At 69.1% G+C, this 18,614-nt stretch carries 16 protein-coding genes; 4 read left to right on the top strand and 12 right to left on the bottom strand.

All coding sequences use genetic code 11. The features are described 5' to 3' along the window. The first annotated feature begins 22 nt into the window (after positions 1-22). Positions 23-2,521: a DEAD/DEAH box helicase gene (locus AC1DES_RS00510; protein WP_476893741.1), complete on the top strand. Its 2,499-nt coding sequence runs from the start codon at positions 23-25 to the stop codon at positions 2,519-2,521. Positions 2,522-2,589: 68 nt separating this feature from the next. Here AC1DES_RS00510 and AC1DES_RS00505 read toward each other — a convergent pair whose 3' ends face one another. The 8 genes from AC1DES_RS00505 to ssd form a co-directional block, all read right to left on the bottom strand. Next, entirely contained in the window at positions 2,590-2,895 is a 306-nt protein-coding gene (locus tag AC1DES_RS00505) for an Rv3654c family TadE-like protein (RefSeq protein ID WP_476894204.1), read from the bottom strand. Between the two features lie 110 nt (positions 2,896-3,005). Continuing rightward, positions 3,006-3,428, bottom strand: coding sequence for a TadE family type IV pilus minor pilin (locus AC1DES_RS00500; protein WP_476894203.1), 423 nt, complete (start codon positions 3,426-3,428; stop codon positions 3,006-3,008). Positions 3,429-3,625: 197 nt separating this feature from the next. Beyond that, positions 3,626-3,946 (bottom strand): DUF4244 domain-containing protein, encoded by a 321-nt coding sequence (locus AC1DES_RS00495; protein ID WP_476893740.1) that lies wholly within the window; start codon positions 3,944-3,946, stop codon positions 3,626-3,628. Positions 3,947-4,199: 253 nt separating this feature from the next. Beyond that, positions 4,200-5,168: a hypothetical protein gene (locus tag AC1DES_RS00490; protein WP_476893739.1), complete on the bottom strand. Its 969-nt coding sequence runs from the start codon at positions 5,166-5,168 to the stop codon at positions 4,200-4,202. A 241-nt stretch (positions 5,169-5,409) separates the two neighbouring features. Beyond that, positions 5,410-6,021 (bottom strand): type II secretion system F family protein, encoded by a 612-nt coding sequence (locus tag AC1DES_RS00485; RefSeq protein ID WP_476893738.1) that lies wholly within the window; start codon positions 6,019-6,021, stop codon positions 5,410-5,412. After that, positions 6,018-6,707 carry a type II secretion system F family protein gene (locus tag AC1DES_RS00480; protein ID WP_476893737.1) on the bottom strand — a complete coding sequence of 230 codons (690 nt, stop codon included), beginning with the start codon at positions 6,705-6,707 and terminating at the stop codon, positions 6,018-6,020. Before AC1DES_RS00480 ends, AC1DES_RS00485 begins: the two co-directional genes overlap by 4 nt. A gap of 206 nt (positions 6,708-6,913) precedes the next feature. Continuing rightward, positions 6,914-8,233, bottom strand: coding sequence for a TadA family conjugal transfer-associated ATPase (locus AC1DES_RS00475; protein ID WP_476893736.1), 1,320 nt, complete (start codon positions 8,231-8,233; stop codon positions 6,914-6,916). Continuing rightward, positions 8,233-9,333, bottom strand: a complete 1,101-nt coding sequence (gene ssd, locus AC1DES_RS00470) for a septum site-determining protein Ssd (protein ID WP_476893735.1) — start codon at positions 9,331-9,333, stop codon at positions 8,233-8,235. Before ssd ends, AC1DES_RS00475 begins: the two co-directional genes overlap by 1 nt. A gap of 117 nt (positions 9,334-9,450) precedes the next feature. Here ssd and AC1DES_RS00465 point away from each other — a divergent pair, with 117 nt between their 5' ends. Together AC1DES_RS00465 and AC1DES_RS00460 are read left to right on the top strand one after the other, a co-directional pair. Beyond that, positions 9,451-11,199 carry a bifunctional 3'-5' exonuclease/DNA polymerase gene (locus AC1DES_RS00465; protein ID WP_476893734.1) on the top strand — a complete coding sequence of 583 codons (1,749 nt, stop codon included), beginning with the start codon at positions 9,451-9,453 and terminating at the stop codon, positions 11,197-11,199. A gap of 73 nt (positions 11,200-11,272) precedes the next feature. After that, entirely contained in the window at positions 11,273-11,536 is a 264-nt protein-coding gene (locus AC1DES_RS00460) for a YegP family protein (RefSeq protein WP_476893733.1), read from the top strand. Between the two features lie 141 nt (positions 11,537-11,677). On the opposite strand, the gene AC1DES_RS00455 is transcribed toward AC1DES_RS00460, so the two are convergent. The 3 genes from AC1DES_RS00455 to AC1DES_RS00445 are packed head-to-tail and all read right to left on the bottom strand — an operon-like array spanning position 11,678 to position 14,528. After that, positions 11,678-12,358 (bottom strand): NUDIX hydrolase, encoded by a 681-nt coding sequence (locus tag AC1DES_RS00455; protein ID WP_476893732.1) that lies wholly within the window; start codon positions 12,356-12,358, stop codon positions 11,678-11,680. Further along, positions 12,355-13,182, bottom strand: coding sequence for an endonuclease III (nth, locus tag AC1DES_RS00450; protein WP_476893731.1), 828 nt, complete (start codon positions 13,180-13,182; stop codon positions 12,355-12,357). The genes AC1DES_RS00455 and nth overlap by 4 nt, the downstream gene beginning before the upstream one ends. An 11-nt stretch (positions 13,183-13,193) precedes the next feature. Further along, a complete protein-coding gene (locus AC1DES_RS00445; RefSeq protein ID WP_476893730.1) occupies positions 13,194-14,528 on the bottom strand; it encodes a hypothetical protein in 1,335 nt (444 codons plus the stop codon). Positions 14,529-15,330: 802 nt separating this feature from the next. Here AC1DES_RS00445 and acs point away from each other — a divergent pair. Beyond that, positions 15,331-17,391, top strand: coding sequence for an acetate--CoA ligase (gene acs, locus AC1DES_RS00440; protein WP_476894202.1), 2,061 nt, complete (start codon positions 15,331-15,333; stop codon positions 17,389-17,391). A 119-nt stretch (positions 17,392-17,510) separates the two neighbouring features. Here acs and AC1DES_RS00435 read toward each other — a convergent pair whose 3' ends face one another. Beyond that, entirely contained in the window at positions 17,511-18,548 is a 1,038-nt protein-coding gene (locus AC1DES_RS00435) for an SMP-30/gluconolactonase/LRE family protein (RefSeq protein ID WP_476893729.1), read from the bottom strand. Positions 18,549-18,614: the final 66 nt, after the last annotated feature.

Raw genomic sequence — 18,614 nt, 5'->3', positions numbered from 1 at the left:
GCCCGGGTGGAACAATGAATGAGTGAACCCGCATGAATCCCTGATTCCGTTGCTGGGCCGCGGCCCGGACCCGGAACAGCTGCGTCATGTGCGCACCATCCCCGCGCGCCAGGCCGTCCATGCCCCGTGGCCGGCCTGGGCCCACCCGGACCTGGTGAACGCCTATGGGTCTTTGGGCATCCACGAGCCCTACCGCCACCAGATCCAGGCGGCCGAGCTCGCCCACGCCGGCGAGCACGTGGTCATCGCCACAGGCACCGCCTCCGGGAAATCACTGGCCTACCAGCTGCCTGCACTCGACGCGATCCACCGCTCCGAACTCCGGGTCCTGGCCGATCCGGGCAAGATCCACGACGACGGCGCCGTGACCCTCTACCTGTCCCCCACCAAAGCCTTGGCCGCGGACCAGCTGGCCGCGATCCGGGCGCTGACGCTCCCCACCGTCCGGGCCGAAACCTACGACGGCGACACCGACCCGGCATCCCGTCGCTGGATCCGGGACCACGCCAACTTCATCCTCGCCAACCCGGACATGCTGCACTTCGGGATCCTGCCCAACCACGCCTGGTGGGCACGGTTCTTCCGCCGGCTGCGCTACGTGATCGTGGACGAGGCCCACAGCTACCGAGGCGTCTTCGGATCCCATGTGGCAAACCTCATGCGCCGGCTGCGCCGTATCTGCGCCTACTACAGCCCCGACGGCTCCGGCCCCGTGTTCATCGCGGCGTCCGCGACCGCGTCCGAACCCGGGACATCGTTCGGCCGGCTCATCGGGGCCCCCGTCCGGGCTGTGTCCGAGGACTGCTCGCCGCACGGCTCCACCACGGTCGCGTTCTGGGAGCCGGCCCTGACCGAGCTCCGCGGCGAGAACGGCGCCAAGGAGCGGCGGACCGCCGTCGCCGAGACCGCGGACCTGCTGGCCAATCTGGTGTCCTCCCGGATCAGGACCATCGCCTTCATCAAATCCCGGCGTGGTGCGGAAACTATTGCCTCCATCACCAAACGCCTCCTCGACGAGGTGGATCCAAGCCTCCCGCAACGGGTGGCCGCCTACCGCTCGGGCTACCTGCCGGAGGAACGACGGGCACTGGAAAAGTCCCTGCGCTCCGGTGAGCTGCTGGGCGTCTCCAGCACCTCCGCCCTCGAGCTCGGCATCGACATTTCCGGGCTCGACGCCGTGCTCGTGGCCGGCTGGCCGGGCACCCGCGCGTCGCTGTTCCAACAAATCGGACGCGCGGGCCGGGCCGGACAGGATGCGATCGCCGCCTTCGTGGCGAGCGACGACCCCCTCGACACCTACCTGGTGAACCACCCGGAGGCGATTTTCGATGTCTCGGTGGAAGCCACGGTCTTCGATCCTTCCAACCCCTACGTCCTGGGACCGCACCTGTGCGCCGCCGCCGCCGAACTGCCCCTGGGGTACGCCGAACTGGCGCTCTTCGGCGGAACGGCCGAGAAACTGCTCGACCGGCTGGTGGGACAGGGTTATCTCCGCAAGCGGCCGGCCGGATGGTTCTGGACCCACCCGCAGAGCGCCGCGGCGATGGTGAACCTGCGCGCGGACGGCGGCGGGCCGGTAAGCATCGTGGATGCCGACACCGGCTCCCTGCTCGGCACCATGGATTCCCCGCAGACGCACTACCAGGCCCACACGGGTGCCGTCTACGTCCATCAGGGTGAGAGCTACGTCGTGGAGGATTTGAACGAGGACGACCACTGCGTGATGGTCCGCCGGGCCAACCCGGACTACTACACGACGGCCCGGGACGTGACCCAGATCGAGGTGCTTGAAACGCAGCGCACCACGCAGTGGGGTGACGTGGCCGTGCATTTTGGGGATGTGAAAGTAACGACCCAGGTGGTCTCCTTCCAGCGCAAGGCACTGATTTCGAACGAGATTCTGGGGGAAGAGCCGCTGGAACTGGGCGCCCGGGACCTGTTCACGAAGGCCGTCTGGTTTGTCGTCGACAACCGATCGCTGACCGCTGCCGGGCTCATCGAAGCTCAATTCCCCGGGGCCCTCCACGCCGCCGAACACGCAGCCATCGGCCTCCTGCCCCTGGTGGCATCAAGCGACCGGTGGGACATCGGCGGGGTGTCCACAGCCATCCACGCCGACACCGGCGTGCCCACCATCTTCGTGTACGACGGCCATCCCGGAGGCGCCGGCTTCGCCGAACGCGGCTACGACAAAGCCAGGGTGTGGCTCGCCGCCACACGCGACGCCATCAAGGCCTGTGAATGCGAGTCCGGCTGTCCTTCCTGCGTGCAGTCGCCCAAGTGCGGCAACAAGAACAACCCCTTGGACAAGGACGCGGCCGTCATCCTGATCGATGTGCTGCTGAAGGGTTCGACTGATCGGATGCATTCCGGACATCTCCACGAGTCGGCGGCGGACCAGGGAGCTCCTGCCGGGGCGGCGGACCAGGGAGCTCCTGCCGGGGCGGCGGCCGACGAAGGGGTTCCGACCGCTGGCGAGGCAGCTCCGACCGGCACTTCCGCGCGTCCGCTCCGGGCCTGACTCGACCACGGAACCGGCCCGTGCGCCCGGTGTGCCGGCACTGTCGGAAGGGCTTTCAGGAGCCGCGGTCAGGGCGCGGGCCCGTTGTCCGGTCCAGGCGGCGGTCCGGCTCTGGCCAACCCGCTCGCCGCCCCCAGAATTGATCTTGTGCTGAGCTCGATGCGGACTTGCACGGTCTCGCCGGCGCCCTCCAAACAGCTAAGGACTCTGGCATTGTTCCGGAGGGCTACATCCCGGGCGACGGCGCACGGCTCGCCCGCGGTGACTCCCCGGACCGCATCCGCTGCCGCAAGCGCCGCGAGATCAGCCGCGGCTGCAGCCCTCGAGGCCGCCACGGCAGCCTGCGCCAGGAGCAGCATCAAGGCCGTCGCCATGATGACGACGAGCCCCAGACCCAGTGCCAACACGGTCCCCGACCCGCGCTCTCCCTGGCCCGGCCCATGCTGGTGCAAGTACCGCGGTCCGTGCGGGCGGGCACCCCGGGTCACGTTGACTCGCTCCGCCGCACGGCCTGGCAGCGCGCGGCCTCGAACACCAAGGTCACACCAGCGGCTTCAGGAGCTTCGCCGCGGGCCCAGGTACGCGCCGTGAGGGCCCACGGAATGAGCGCGCCGATAGCACCAGGGATCCGGCCGGAGACCGTGACGCTGAGCCACTCGCCGTCGGAGGCAACGGCCGACTCCGCGAAGTCTCCGGCGAGCCGGTGGACTATCCCGGCGACTTCAACACCATCCGCTCCTCGCGCCAGTGCCCTGGCGCCTCCGCGGGCGGCTTCCTCGAGGCGGAGCTGTGCCACCCCGGCGGCGGAGCCTGCCAGCAGCAGGGCCAGCAGCAGCATGACCGCGGGCAGCGCCACAGCGAACTCAGCAGTGACGGCACCGCGGCATGACGCGCGGCGCGTGCACAACCCTCCAGGGAGGTGCTCCGCAGCAGGTAGAGGGTGCGCATCCCGCGAGTCCTGCCGTCCGGACGGCTGGTCCCTGCCCTGTCCGCGTCCGCCGCCGGCTCCGGCAGACCGTTCCATGGCGGCACTGCATCCGCGAAAATCCGGAATGGGGCGGAATGCCCCGGGCCGGGCACTCCCCCAAGCCTGCCACCCGCAGCTCATGGCAGGGCGAGTGCCGTACGGATCAGGTTCAGCAGGAACCCGCGGACCTCATCGCTGCGCATGATGAAAACGAGGGCACCCGCGAACCCCACCGCGGCGAGCGTGGCGATCGCATATTCTGCCGTTGCCATCCCGGTCTCGGAGCCCGCCCTCCTTGCCCGGAACCGTCGGCGGGGACGGATATGGATGGGGTACACCGGCACCGGGCGGGTCGGCAAGGGCGTCTCCTGACGGGCACCCGGATAGATTTCGTACACTTCCGCGATCGGTGGGTCAGTCGGAGCCGGACGGGTTTCAGTGCTGCGATGGATGGACATGGGCATTCCTCTCAGAAGACTCCGGCACAATCACCGGCTTCTCCCAATCTCGCGGCCACAGCCCACGCCGGTAAGGGTTCATTGCCTCCAAGTGGAAAACTCCTCCGGCACGAAGTTGTGGAGGAGGAGTCGGCAAGCCGGCCGCATTGGAGCATTGGCCCGGGATCTGGACACAGATTCGAAGACATGCCTGCCCGCGAGGCAGCGCCCCTGCACCGCGATTCGATCACACTCGGCCCACCCTGGCAGCGAACTATGTCTTCAGAGTCGGGTTCTCGGCGGGCAGGTTGGCGGTCGTCCTGGTCCGGACGGGGCCCCTGTCAGCCCGCGCGGCCCGGTCCCCGACCGCATCGTTCCGGTAGAGCCATGGATCGCCGCTGGACTTCCACGCCGTCAGATCTCCCGTGGCGTCACCAGTAAGGTCATTCAGCCATCTCGAAGGATCCAGGGTAGGCGGTGGGAGGGATCCGGGTATCGGTGACGGGGCTGCGGAGCGGCTGTTGATGATCACGTCGTCGACGTAAATGTCGCCCATCTGCTGGTCATGTTCGGACCCGAGCTGCACCTTGTCCGCCGTCGTCGCGATGATATTGACGGCGTCGTTGGCATAGATCGATTTCCCGTCCCACCAGATCTGCACGCCGGTTGACGGACCGCCGGGGACAACGTGCATCACCAAATGGTGCCAGGTGCGCAGCCCTACGTTCGCCACCAGCGGCGCATAGACGTATCCCGTTGGGGACGAGACGCGGAGAACGAGATCGCGGGTGACGTTTTGCCGGAGGACATCGATTATCCGCGTGCCTCCGGAGAAGATGCGGAAGTAGGGGACGTTGTTTCCTGCGATGCCTTCGGCGGCGATATTGAACCAGCCGTCCGCATAAACCTCCGTCGCCCCGGCCGCCAGGCCAACGGACATTTTCGCGATGGAGCCCACGTCGGTGGTGGTGTGCAGGAATGCGGCGCACGCGTGTGAGTGCGACGGCCCCAGGGAGACATCGGCGGTTCCGGTCCCTGCGGTGAAGACTTGGAAGCCCGAGAGGGAGCCCGATTCGAAGCTGCTCGCGACCGCCGTCGCACCCGGATAGGGATCCACTGGCGCCGCCGTGCTGCTCTCGCAGGCCAAGGCCGCAGCCGAGGCGGTGCCGGACGTTGACACCGTGAGACCGCGAAGCGCCAGCGCCAGGATGCCAGCGAGGCAAACTCCAAACACCCGGTTCATCGATCGGTCCTCCAACATCGGCGTTGCATGAGAGAAACCCGCGCCTTAGGCCAGTTCTAGTCCAGGACGCCACCGCCGAGTTGCGACTCTGTAGTGGCTCCGGGCTGCCAAACCGCGGCCCCCAACGAAATTGCTCCAACGGCGATGATGCCTACGGGCACAATAACCCCAACCAGCTTGAGTAAACCTTGGGGATGCGCCGCACGCTTCAGTCGGCGCTTTCGCCCCCGCGGCAGCCGTCTCACGCTGGCAGCATGGCCAGCAATACGGGCACGACGCCGAGGCAGACGAAGGCCGGCAGGGAACACAGGCCTAACGGCACCACAAGCTTCACGCCCAGTGCCGCGGCCTGTTTTTCGGCGCCTCTGAACCGTTCTCGCCGGATCCTGGCCGCCTGCGCGTACAGGATCGCAGCCGATGGTGCGCCCGTGAGGGCGGCGAAGGACAGGGCATCCCGGAGGGCCAGGATCTGCGGCGGCCGGACTTCGGAACTGCGCCACGCGGTGTCCCAGTCCGCGCCGATGGCGAGTGCGGACACGACGGGCCGAAGTTGACGGCCGAGCTCGGGTGAGGCCTGAGCGGCTACGAGCTCCAAGGATCGTCCCAGCCCGGCCCCCGCGTCCAGCATGGCGCCGATCAATTCCAGCATCATGGCGGTGTCCCGAAGTCCGGGCAACCTGCCCCGGCCGTGCAGTGCAGAGCCCTCCCCTGCCGGGTGCAGGCCGGCCCGGCCCATCCCGGCGGGGACCGTCCGTCCGAGTCTTTGGCGCGCCCGGACGCGATCGGCGAGCGCCAGGGCGGCCGCGCCGGCGAGGCTGGCTGCGACCATTATGCCCGCCAGTTCCGGGGTCACGGCGGCGCCCCTGCTGCCGCCCGAACCAGCCGTGAGGACCAGATACGCCCGGCTGTGGTCAGGATCAGACCCGCCGCAAGCGCCGCGACTCCGAACGGAGTCCCCAGCAGGATCTTCAACGGATCAATGCCCAACAGCAGGCCCAGGCCCAATCCGAACAGCGGCAGCCATGTCAGCAAACGGACCGTGGCCCTGGGGCCGGCCAGAGCGGTCTGGCGGACGGCTTCGGCGTCGTCGTCGGATTCAAGCTGCGCGGCGAAGCGCGTCAGCACGTCTGCGAGGGGGCAGCCACTGGCCTCGGCAATGTCGAAACACGCGGCGAGGTCGCCCCACACTCTCTGTTCGTCGGCACCCGCGCCCCTGCCAGCGCTCTTCCCCCGGTCCCTGCCGGTTCCGACTGCCAGCGCCGCCCCTCGGATAGCACCGCCCGCCGGCGATCCCCCCAGGGTTGCCGCCCGGACGGCCGCGAGAATGATGCGGGACTCCGGGGCCAGCGACGGGCCGCCCCCGTGACCGCGTCCGGGCCCCTGCCGCTGTGCCCGTCCCGTGCCGGTCCCGGCGTCATCGTCCCAGGCGCGGCCTTGCGAGGCACCGCCGGCGTACAACACCCACAACTCATCCCACAGCCTGGCGGTGGTGCGTCCTCCTTTCAGCAGAGCAGCGATTTGCTGGACCACCTCCGTCATCGGGACAGTCCCCGGGTCAGCCGCGCCTCCGGATGGCCGGCCGAACCGGACGGCACTGAGCACCCTCCGGGCGGCGTGCGGCGCAGGGACCGGCGAGCTCCGCGCATGAGGGCCAGGGAGTGCCTTGCGGGCCCGGCCAGCGGGGGCGCCTGACGGCAGGAGCGCCAGGCACACAGCGAGCGCCAGCAGGACGATGACCCCTGCCGTCACAGCGGCGGCCGGGCCGGGCCGTCACCGCCCGTTGGGGACGGCCGTGAGGAATCGGAGGGCTGGCTGCCTGCCGCGGACGTTCCGTCCGGACACGAGGGATCGATGCCGAGCCGGGCCGCCAGCTGCGGCCACGCCGGCCCGAAGCCGACGCCACCTTCGACGACGGACAGCGCAGCGGTGACGCCCAGGCCCCTATCGCCGTCCTCCATGACGCCGACGCTCGCGACTTCCCGCCCGTGACCGGTGCGGGCCAGGTGGACGACGGCGTCGAGGGCGCTGGCCGCCTGCAGGCGCACGGCATCCACGCCCATTCCTGCGAGCGCGCCCAGGGCGGTCAGCCGGGCGGGCACGGCGGCCGCGGCGTTGGCGTGAATCGTTCCCCCTCCTCCGGTGTGGCCGGTATTCATCGCGGACAGGAGCTCCCGGACTTCCGCTCCCCGGCATTCGCCCACCAGGAGGCGATCGGGCCGCATCCGAAGGGCCTGACGCACCAGTTCGCCGAGGTCCACCGCACCGCCGCCCTCGAGGTTCCCGTGCCGGGACTCAAGCGAGACGACGTGCGGGTGGGCGGGGTTCAATTCCGCCGCGTCCTCGATCAGGACCAGCCTTTCCCCCGGGTGGCATAACCCCAGCAGCGTGGACAGGAGTGTCGTCTTCCCCGAGCCGGTAGCCCCGCTGATCAGGAAGTTCAGCCGGCGTTCCACCATTTGCTCGAGCACGGCCTGGACAAGGGGCCCGAACATCCCGGCCCGCCGCAGCTCGTCCAGGGAGAAGACGCTCGGCCGCCGGATGCGGATGCTCAACAGCGTCCCGGCCGTAGAAATCGGCGGCAGCACTGCGTGCACCCGGTAACCGCCGTCGAGCCTGACGTCGACACAGGGGGAACCATCATCCAGGCGGCGGCCGCCCGCTGTCACCAGCCGCACCGCGAGGGCGCGGATCTGCGGCTCCCCCGAAAAGGCAACCGGAGCCCGTTCCGCGCCGTGGCCTCGGTCCAGCCAGACCGACTCCGGACCGTTGACGAAGATGTCCGTTACCGCCGGGTCGCGCGCGAGCCTCTGCAGGGGGCCCAGTCCGTTCAGCTCCGCGCTGATGGTCTCGACGGCGGCCAGGGCACCGGCGGTGCCCAGCAGCCTCCCGCTGGCCTGGACCGCGGCGGCAACCCGTGATGGAGTCACCGGCCCCTCGTCGGCCATGACGGACTCCCGTACGGACTCCAGCAGCCCCGCATCCACCGAATCCGGCGCCCGGAATCCCCGGGAACGCGGGGTGCCGGGGTCCCGGTCCGGAAGCCCAAGCGCGGAATGTGTGCTCATCACAGATCTTCCTCGCCCAGGTCGAGGATCCCGGCGGCGAACCGCCGGACACTGCGCTGCCGCCCGGTTTCCAGAAGCCGCCCGAGTTCCGTTGCGGCGGGGACGCCCCTGATTTCCGGCATGATCCCGAGCAGGGGCAGCCCGACGGATTCAGCGATCCGGGGCGCGTCCAGGGTGCCCGATGGCCTCCCCCGGACCACGAGGCCGGTTTCGACGGCAGGAAGCTCCTGCAGCAGCAGGGCCGATGCGACTGCCGCGCGCAGCTGTGCGGGTGCGACGATGATGATCCGGTCGCATTCCCACGCGAAGGCCCGCAATGCCTCGCGCCCGATGTCCAGGACCACCAGCTCGCAACCCCGGCGGGCGGCGTCGAGAACCCCCGCCGCGGTGGCGGCGCTGGCCCCGGGGGCCCGGTTCCGGCTGCCCGGCCAGGACAGGAAGGAGAATCCGCCGGCCATCGGCAGCGCCTCGGTGAGCTGGACGGGGTCGATGCTCCCGCTCACATCGGCGAGATCGGGCCAGCGCAGCCCGGGGTAATCCTCGGCGGCCAAGGCCAGTTCCAGCCCGCCGCCGGAGGGATCGCCATCGATCAGGAGCACCTTCGCGCCGAGCCCGGCGGCCGCCTGGGCGATCCAGATGGCCGCCGTCGTGGCTCCTGCGCCGCCGCAGCCACCGGTGATGCCCAGGACGAGGCCGACTGCTTCAGGCGCGCGGGACCGGCTGAGGTATTCCGCCAGCCAGGACCCGGCGTCGGGCAGCACTGCCACCAGGTCCGCACCGATGGCGGCGGCCAGGTGCCACAGGCTGTCCCCGTCCCCGGTCAGGCCGACCAGTACAACCGGGCGCCCCCTGCGCATCGGCAGCTCCCGGATGTCGCTTCCCACCAGCACGGCCTCGGCCGGGTCCCAGAACGGTGCGGCCTCTCCGACGTCCTGGACCGCCCGCAGGTGGCCCCCGGCCGCGGCGACGATACGTTCCACCTCGGCACGGAGGAGGTTGATCCCGGTGACCAGCAGCGTCTCCCCGGATGCAGCGGGGATCCACGCCCCGGCGTCCCGTGGCGGCCTTGGCCCCGAACCCTGTCCCTGGTGCCTGCTCATGGTGCCACTATGCAGCCGCACGGATCGCGGGGGAACCGCCGTCGTGCCCTATGTGGACAAGCCGCGGAAGTTCGACGCGGCACCCGCCACGCCCAACTGCAAGGCAGAATTGACCCTATGTACCTGCTGCTCGCCGCCCACGCTGACGGGGCAGCCCTCCAGGAGCTCACGATGGACGGCTCCCCGAACCCGGCCAAACCGGAACCGCGCATCATCAGCCCGGGCGGCCTGGCCGGCGTCGTGCGCGAACTCGAAAAACAGCGCCCGCGCTGGATCTGGCACCGCACCCAGGACTGGTATCCCGCGCTGCTCGGCGCCGGCGTGGAGCTTGAACGCTGCTACGACCTCGCTCTTTGCGGGGCTATCCTGGCCCATTCGGAGTTCACGGCCCATACCGCGTATGCCAGAAACGCGGAAAAGCTGACCCAGGACGATGACCTGCAGCCCCTGCCCCGTGCCCTGCAGCCCCCGCCTCCGCCGGCGGATCAGGGCGCACTGTTCGACGATCCGGGCCTCCGCGCCGCGCCCCGTCATTCGCCCGAAGACCTCCGTGCCGAATACGCGGCCCAGCAGGAAGCGCTGAAGCTCGCCGGCGCGGGCGGGGCCGGCGCGGGCGGCGCGGGCGGCGCCGGACTCCTCGGCGACAATCGCCGGCGGCGCCTGCAGCTCCTGCTGGCAGCCGAATCAGCCGGCGCCATGATCGCCGCCGAGATGCAGCACACCGGAGTGCCGTGGCAGGAGGAACTGCACGAACGGATCCTGGCGGACTACCTCGGCCCGCGCCCGCAACCCGGCCACCGTCCCGCCAAGCTTGAGGCGCTCACCACGGAGCTGCGCCGGCTGCTGAATTCCCCGTCGCTGAACCCCGACTCCCAGCAGGAGCTCATGCGCGCCCTGCACCGGAACGGCATCGAGGTCAAGACCACCCGGCAATGGGAATTGAAGGAAGCGACCCACCCCGCGATCGAGCCGCTCCTGGCCTACAAGAAACTCGCCCGGTTGCACGCTGCCAACGGCTGGGCATGGCTGGATGCCTGGGTCAAGAGCGGCCGGTTCCAGCCGGAGTACGTCGTGGGCGGGGTGGTTTCGGGCCGTTGGGCCTCCCGCGGAGGCGGGGCTCTCCAGATCCCGCGCCAGATCCGCGGCGCCGTCCATGCTGACCCGGGGTACAAGCTGATCGTCGCGGACGCCTCCCAGCTGGAGCCGCGGGTGCTGGTGGCCCTGGCCCAGGATTCCAAAATGGCGGAGGCCGCCCGGGACAAGGACCTCTATGCCGGCATCGCTGCGCAGGGTTTCGGCGGCGACCGGGCCAAGGCCAAGGTGGCGCTGCTCGGGGCGATCTACGGTGCGACCACCGGCGAGTCCGGCCGGCTGATGCCGCAGCTGACGCGCACCTACCCGCGGGCCGTAGGATTCGTGGAAGAGGCGGCCCGCGAGGGCGAAGCCGGCAAGACGGTCACCTCACGCCTGGGCCGCAGCAGCCCGCCGCCGTCGGAGCGCTGGCTGCAGAGCCAGCACTCCACCACCGCGGAAGAGCAGCGCAGGGCCGATTCGGCGGCCCGCTCCCGCGGCAGGTTCACCCGGAACTTCGTGGTGCAGGGCTCCGCCGCCGACTGGGCCGCCTGCTGGCTCGCGGAACTACGACGGCGGCTGCGCGCCATGCGCTCCGTCGGCGTCCCGGGCGGGGAACTCGTGTTCTTCCTGCATGACGAAGTGATGGTCCACTGCCCGGAGGGGGCCGTGGAGGAGTGCATCCGTGCGATTGAGGACGCTGCGAATGCCGCCAAAGAGCTGCTGTTCGGCAGGATCCCTGTGGAGTTTCCCGTGAGCATGGCCGTGGTGGACTCCTATGACAAGGCCAAGTAGGCGGGCACAGTCACCCGCTGTAACGTACCCGTCGGTAGCGTTGTGCACTGTCCGTCCCCCCGGTTAGTCTCGAATGGCCGGTAAGAAATCCCATCGTTACTGCCGGTCATTTGCAACGACGCAAGGAAATTGGGGAGGCAACGGTTTGGCTGGCATTTTTGAAATCGCTGAAGCGGGAGAGAAAGCTTATTTCTTCAGGCTTACGGCGGCAGACGGGACGGTAGTGGCCGTTTCGCCGCTGTTCAAGACCATCAAGGGCGCGGCGGCCGGCATCACGGCCGTGCGCGAGAACGCCGCGACGGGCCTGGTTGTGGACCGTTCCGGCCACAGCAGGTAAGGCCAGCCCGGCGCCGCACCCGCGTTCACCGGCAACAGCAAAGCTGGCGTCCGGCTACCTGCCTGACCGCAGGCCCGTGACCGACAGGGCCGTTACAGGGACCCCCGGTACAGTGACGCCCGGCTTAGGCATCGATCCGGCTTAGGCATCGATCCCGTAGAGCCGCGAGCGGTCCCACGGAACCGCCCAGCCCAGCTGCTCAAAGAGCTGGTTCAGGATCATCCCGGTAAAGCCCCACACGACGACGCCGTTGACGGTGAAGGCGGGGCTTTGGAATGTCTGGCCGGCACGGTTCACTGTGGCCATGACCCGGTTGTCCGGATCCAGCAGGTCCCGCACCGGGACGCGGAAGACCTGGGCCGATTCACCGTAGTCAACCACACGGACGGGTGACTGGGCGGCCCACCAGGCCAGGACCGGGGTGACGAGGAAGTTCCCGCGGGGCAGGGCAAGCTCCGGCATGACGCCGAGCACGTCCACGCCGGCGGGGTCGAGCCCGGTTTCCTCTTCCGCCTCGCGTAGGGCCGCCCCGATCACGGATTCGCCCGGATCGATGCCGCCGCCAGGGAAGGCGACCTGTCCGGGGTGGTCGTCCAGGGTCTGGGCACGCTGTAACAGGAGGACGTCAAGATCCGCGGGGGCCAGAAGCTTGACGGAAGTCGCCGGGACGTTATCCAGCGCACCGAACAGCATCAGGACGGCAGCACGGCGGACGCGTTCACCGGGCTCAACGACGAGCTCGCGCCAGCGCGGATCCGGCGGGGGTGCCGTGCCCTCCGCCACGGCGGCAACGAGGTCGATCAGTTCCTGGCGGACGGTCATCGAGGCTTCCTCTGCGATTCCATCCGGATTTCGGCGGCCCGGTGGGTTTCCGCCATGAGCTTCGCCAGCAGTTCTTCCTGGCCCGGGGCCAGTTCATATTTCAGCAGCTTCTTGGCCTTCTCCGGATCCGTTTCCCCGGCCCCGTAGCTCGGGCACCAGTTCGCCACCGCGCAGGCGCCGCACGCCGGTTTTCGCGAGTGGCAGACCCTCCGGCCGTGGAACACCACGCGGTGCGAGAGCATGGTCCAGTCCCTCGGCTCGAACAACTCGGCGACGTCGGACTCGATCCGCACCGGATCATCCGATTCCGTCCACCCGAAGCGCCTGGCCAGACGGCCGAAATGGGTGTCCACCGTGATGCCCGGGATGCCGAACGCGTTGCCCAGCACAACGTTCGCCGTCTTCCGCCCGACGCCGGGCAACGTCACCAGGTCCTGCAGCCGGCCGGGCACCACGCCGTCGTACTCGTCAACGAGCCTGATGCACAGCGCCAGCAGGTTCCTGGCCTTGGCACGGAAGAAGCCGGTGGGCTTGATGATGGCTTCGAGCTCGGCCGGGTCCGCCTCGGCCATGCTCCGCGCGTCCGGATACCGGGCAAAGAGCAGGGGCGTGATCTGGTTGACCAGCACGTCCGTGGTCTGGGCCGAGAGCACCGTGGCCACCACGAGCTCGAACGGGCTGCGGAAATCCAGCTCCGCGTGCGCGTACGGATACTGCTCCCCGAGGGCCTTGTTGATTCTGCGGGCCCGGCGTTTGAGCGCCAGCAGGGATTCCCCTGAGGTCCGCGGGCTGCCGGGCTGGCCGCTCCCGGTTTCGCTGGCCACCGGGGCTCCGGCTAACCGCGTTCGATGTTGCTGAGGTCGCGCAGCAGGCCCACCCGGCCGTCGGTGTGCTGGACCAGGAACTCGTTGCCGCGGTCCTCGAGGGCCAACACCCAGCCGCCGGGTTCAATGACGAACGCCGGGGCCCCGGTGTGCTCGTCGACGGCGGTGCGGGGCTGCGCGACGGCGAACCAGAACGCCTCGTGCACGGGCTGGACGTCGTCTTCCATGGGCCGGCTGGCCGGGTCGACGGTTGCACCGATCCGCTCCTGCGGGCGGACCTGGGGGTTGACCGTGGTCGGGGCGCTCGTGGAGGCCACCGGCACTTCGGCGGCCTGGGTTTCTTCCGCCGCGGCCGGAACCGTCGGCGCAGAATCGGCAGGCGCGAGGACGCCGGCAGCCCGGGTCTGTTCGGCGGCAGACGGGGCCGGCGTCACAGCCGCCGGCACTACGCCGGAGACTTGGGTTTCCGGGGCGCTGGAGGCAGGCTCCGGCGCAGCATTCGCGCGCGCTGCTGGCACGACCGGGGCCGGCGCGGCGGCGGGCGCAGCGGCCGGTGCGGGGGCCGCTCCGGCGACGGGTGCGGCCGGAACAGCCTCGCCCGATGCCGCACCGAAGGTCTCATAACTGTGCGGGGCCGCCTGCGGGGCAGCTGACCGGCCACCCGGCGTCATGCGTTTGGCCCAGCCAGCGACCGGTCCGGCACCGGTTTCCTTGGCTGCCCCGGCCTCCTTGGGCTCCTTCGGCGGCTTCGGGGCCTGGGGCTTCCGCACCGGTATGGCTGCCTCACGGGCCACCACATGGGCAGGGGTTTCCCCGCGGCCCAGGAAGTCGCCGGCGAAGTAGGGGATCAGACGCGCCAGCACGGTGGCTGCGAAGAGTCCAAGCGCGCCTATGAGCCCAACCAGCAGACTCGGCACGAACGCGCCGGCAACGGCAAGGAAGAAGAAAGCGACCGCGAAAGACGCCACGACCGACCCGAACTGGTCGATTGACAAGGACCCAATCCGGATCCGCGTTCCGGGGCTGACCCGGCGTGCCACAAACAAGGCGGACACGATCAGCGGCAGCACGATCCCCAGGCCCAGGAAGAAGAGGCTGCCCAGGTTCCAGAGGTTGTATCCGAACGCAAACATCGGAATGAGCGAGGCGACAAAGAGAATCAGCGTGGAGCCGAAAACGGTTAGGTCCCGGATGGTGAAAGGCCCGAGGACGGCCTCGTTCTTCTTCCGGGTCTTCTTGTCCGCCGTGAAGCGGGGCGGGTCTCCGAAGCCTGCCTGCCTGGCTTGGCCCGTGTCGCCCTGATTGCGGGCGGGCGACTGGAGCTGCCCGTTTTCTTGCTCGTTCATTCTGTTCTCCTTAGCATGGCGGCGCCCTGGACAGCGCCGTCTAACGGCACGCAGAGCGCGGACCGCCAGCGGTCCCGCCTGCCTCCATCGGATGTCACAACTTCATCTCAGCCTAGCCAAGTGCTTGGCCGATCACTAGCTGACAAGCCGTGCGCGGCCGCGGCAAATCACGCTTTCGGCAGGCTTCTCATGAACCGCCGCCAGGAAGCGGGCCCCCGGCGGTTCCCAAGGCCCTGCTGCAGCTGGCCGGATCGTTGCGGTCGAGGCGGAGCCGGCGAGATGCCGTGCCGTGACGCGCCACGCAAAGTACCCCTCGTACGGCAGGACGATCACGGTATCCAGCCCGCCCCGCCAGGCCGTGGCCGGCGCCAGCAGGCTCCGCGGCTCCGGTGACTCAGCCGCGCTCTTGCGGCGCCGGACGTAGGCCTCCGGGCTGCATTGCTGTTCCCAGGCGCTGTACGCATCGGCGTCGATGCCGGCCCATCCGTATTCCGCTTGCCAGAACGGTGGAATCAGTGGGTTCAGTGCCTGGCCGGGCTGGGAGGCCCGGGGTGCGGGCCGTCCGCCGCCAGATAGGCCCGAAGTAGCGTTCCCGGCACCACTCGGCGCTTAACAAGCACCGCTCGCGGCTGCGTTTGTGACGGGGCACACGTTCCGTCGGACCCAGGTATTAGTGTGTATTGCGGAACAGCTTTTTGCGGACCGCCGCGATCAGCCGCTGCCCGGCGCCGCACCTGCGGCCCGCACCAGTGGACATCCGGCGATCCCGCGCAGCACGGATCGATGAATGATGAGGTTCACCATGTCCCAGCAGACTCCCGGCTCCACCACCACGCAGGCTTCCGGCGCGGCGCCTTCCGCTGCCCCTGCTACAACTTCGCCCCGCCTGGGCGATGCGTTCGAAAACCTGGCGCACGAGAACCGCCGGTTCGCGCCCTCCCCCGAGTTCGCAGCGAACGCCGTTGCCACCGCCGCTGACTATGCGGAGGCCGACGCCGACCGTCCCGCCTTTTGGGCCAGACAGGCCCGCGAGCTGCTGAGCTGGAGCAAGGACTTCACCCTGACCCTGGACTGGTCCAACCCGCCCTTCGCCAAATGGTTTGTCGGCGGTGAAATCAACGCCGCGTACAACGCCTTGGACCGCCACGTGGAGGACGGCCACGGGGACCGGGTCGCCATCTACTTCGAGGGCGAACCGGGCGACACCCGCACGTACACCTATGCGCAGCTCACCGAGGAGGTCAAGAAGGCCGCCAACGCCTTCGAGTCGCTCGGCGTCGCCAAGGGCGACCGGGTGGCCGTGTACCTGCCCATGATTCCCGAGGCCGTCATCACCTTGCTGGCCTGTGCCCGGATCGGCGCCATCCACTCGGTGGTTTTCGGCGGCTTCTCCGCCGAGGCGCTGCGCTCCCGGATTGACGACGCCGAGGCCAAACTCGTCGTCACCGCCGACGGCACCTACCGCCGCGGCAAGCCCAGCGCCCTGAAGACGGCCGTCGATGAGGCCCTGGCGCACGAGGGAGATGGTGACGGGCACACCGTCCAGAACGTCGTCGTAGTCAAGCGCAACGGCCAGGACGTCGACTGGCACGAGGGCCGCGACCACTGGTGGTCGGATACCGTGGACCGCGCCTCCGCCGAGCACACGGCCGTCGGTCACGACTCCGAGCACCCGCTCTTCATCCTCTACACCTCCGGCACCACGGGCAAGCCCAAGGGCATCCTGCACACCACCGGCGGCTACCTGGCCCAGGGCGCGTACACGCACAAGGCGGTCTTCGACCTCCACCCGGAGACGGACGTCTACTGGTGCACGGCCGACGTCGGCTGGATCACCGGACACTCCTACGTCGCCTACGCTCCGCTCATCAACGGGGCCACCCAGGTCATGTACGAGGGGACGCCGGACTCCCCGCACCAGGGCCGCTGGTGGGAGATCGTGGAGAAGTACAAGGTTTCCATCCTCTACACCGCCCCCACCGCCATCCGCACTTTCATGAAATGGGGCAAGGAGATCCCGGCCAAGTCGGACCTCTCCTCGCTCCGCGTCCTGGGCTCGGTGGGCGAACCCATCAACCCTGAGGCGTGGATGTGGTACCGGGAGGTCATCGGGGCCGACGGCGGCCGGAAGGACACCCCTGCACCGATCGTGGACACCTGGTGGCAAACCGAAACCGGGGCACAGATGATCGCGCCGTTGCCCGGGGTGACAGCCACGAAGCCCGGCTCAGCCCAGGTTCCGCTGCCCGGCATCGCCGTGGACGTGGTCGACGAACTCGGCGAGTCCGTCCCCAACGGATCCGGCGGCTACCTCGTGATCCGCGAGCCGTGGCCCGCCATGCTGCGCGGCATCTGGGGCGACCCAGAGCGGTTCAAGGAGACCTACTGGTCCCGCTTCGAGACCATGTACTTCGCAGGCGACGGCGCGAAGAAGGACGAGGACGGTGACATCTGGCTGCTGGGCCGGGTCGATGACGTGATGAACATTTCCGGCCACCGCCTCTCCACCGCGGAGATCGAATCCGCGTTGGTGTCCCACCCGGCCGTGGCCGAGGCCGCCGTCGTGGGCGCCGCGGACGAGACCACGGGCCAGTCGGTCGTCGCGTTCGTGATCCTGCGCGGTGATGCCGTGGACTCCGGCGACGCAATCATCCAGGAACTCCGCAACCACGTGAGCAAGGAGATCGGGCCGATCGCCAAGCCCAAGACCATCCTCGTGGTGCCGGAACTGCCCAAGACCCGGTCCGGCAAGATCATGCGGCGCCTGCTCAAGGACGTCGCGGAAGGCCGCGAGGTCGGCGACGCCACAACCCTGGCCGACAACACCGTCATGGCCCAGATCGCACACTCGCTCCGCAAGTAGACATATTGGAAAGGGGCAGCCTTGAATGAGGCGCCGGCGACGGCGCTGCCCGCGTGCGGGCAGCGCCGTCAGTCGACTGCCCGGCCTTTCCGCGGGTCCATTTAATCGGCGCCGCGAGTTCAGTGCCGCGAGCCGGCGTCGACGAGGACGGCTTCGAAGGTGGTGGCAGCGGGCGACGTGAACTTGGAGTTCGCCAGGGCGAGCGTGTCGTCAAAGAGCGCCGCCGTCGTCGGGACATCGAAGTGCGGACTCGTGATGACCTCGCGGACCACGCCTGATACCAGGGAACGGTCCAGCTGGATGCGGCTCACCTGGTTGGATACGTTCTGGACTGCCCAGAGGGTGTCGCCCCGGACGAGGATGCCGTCCACATTGGGCACGGTGAGGGCGCCGCCGGAGCGGTCGGTGAGGGCGATCAACTCACTGGATCCGGTTTTCAGGTTGACGGTGTAGAGGGCGCCCCGCGCCGTGTGGGCGACGATCAGGGTATGCCCGTCCCGCACGGCCGCGATCCCGTTAAGGTTGAACCCCTGTTCAAGCCCGCCGGCTGGGCCTTTCAGGACGAGCGTCTCCGCAGCGCCCGGGTTCCCGTGGTGGTTCACCGGGACGAAGTAGAGTTCGCCGGCCTGCGAGTTGGTGAACCAGGCCCCTTCGCTGGTCAGGGTTACGTCGTTGATGAAGCTCGTGCCTGCCCCGGCAAGCTGGTAGGCCTTCACGGTCTTCTTCGTCTCAAGGCTGTAGACGTAGGCCTGGCCGGTGGCGCCTCCCGCCACGAACAGCAGGTTGTCGGCGACATCGACCTTCATGCCGAGGGCGGCCCTGCCATCCGGTGCATGGATGAAGCGTTTGGCTGTGCCTTCGCGGATGTCTCCGCGGTAGATGTCCCCGTTGAGCCGGTCCCCCGCGAAGAAGGTGCTGCCCTCCCCCGCGGCGATGCCTTCCGTTCCGGTGGCGCCGGGGAGGACTATCACCGAGTGCCGGTGACCGGCGTCGGCCCGGGACGCGGCGGCGACGGGCGCCGGGATGGAGAACGCCGCCAGGGCTAGCAGGGCTACGGCGGCCCGGCGGATGTTCTTTCCTGAATGGAGGATGCTGCGCGTGATGACGCTCCCAGATCGGGCTTTCCGCGCGAGCTGGCCAGTACGGGAGCTCCGCACGTTGGTCCTTAAAGTCTAGGCACCCCCCTGTCACCTGACCAGACTTCCCGGGGCCGACGACGCGGG

The sequence above is a fragment of the Arthrobacter sp. 05T442 genome (genome assembly GCF_056395945.1).
This window is presented reverse-complemented; position numbering and strand designations above follow the sequence as displayed.

Coding starts and splice junctions, on each gene's coding strand:
- AC1DES_RS00505 (WP_476894204.1), bottom strand. CDS start 2,895: ATGGCGACGGCCTTGATGCTGCTCCTGGCGCAGGCTGCCGTGGCGGCC.
- AC1DES_RS00495 (WP_476893740.1), bottom strand. CDS start 3,946: ATGTCCATCCATCGCAGCACTGAAACCCGTCCGGCTCCGACTGACCCA.
- AC1DES_RS00490 (WP_476893739.1), bottom strand. CDS start 5,168: ATGAACCGGGTGTTTGGAGTTTGCCTCGCTGGCATCCTGGCGCTGGCG.
- AC1DES_RS00480 (WP_476893737.1), bottom strand. CDS start 6,707: ATGACGGAGGTGGTCCAGCAAATCGCTGCTCTGCTGAAAGGAGGACGC.
- AC1DES_RS00475 (WP_476893736.1), bottom strand. CDS start 8,233: ATGAGCACACATTCCGCGCTTGGGCTTCCGGACCGGGACCCCGGCACC.
- ssd (WP_476893735.1), bottom strand. CDS start 9,333: ATGAGCAGGCACCAGGGACAGGGTTCGGGGCCAAGGCCGCCACGGGAC.
- AC1DES_RS00465 (WP_476893734.1), top strand. CDS start 9,451: ATGTACCTGCTGCTCGCCGCCCACGCTGACGGGGCAGCCCTCCAGGAG.
- AC1DES_RS00460 (WP_476893733.1), top strand. CDS start 11,273: ATGGCCGGTAAGAAATCCCATCGTTACTGCCGGTCATTTGCAACGACG.
- AC1DES_RS00455 (WP_476893732.1), bottom strand. CDS start 12,358: ATGACCGTCCGCCAGGAACTGATCGACCTCGTTGCCGCCGTGGCGGAG.
- AC1DES_RS00445 (WP_476893730.1), bottom strand. CDS start 14,528: ATGAACGAGCAAGAAAACGGGCAGCTCCAGTCGCCCGCCCGCAATCAG.
- acs (WP_476894202.1), top strand. CDS start 15,331: ATGTCCCAGCAGACTCCCGGCTCCACCACCACGCAGGCTTCCGGCGCG.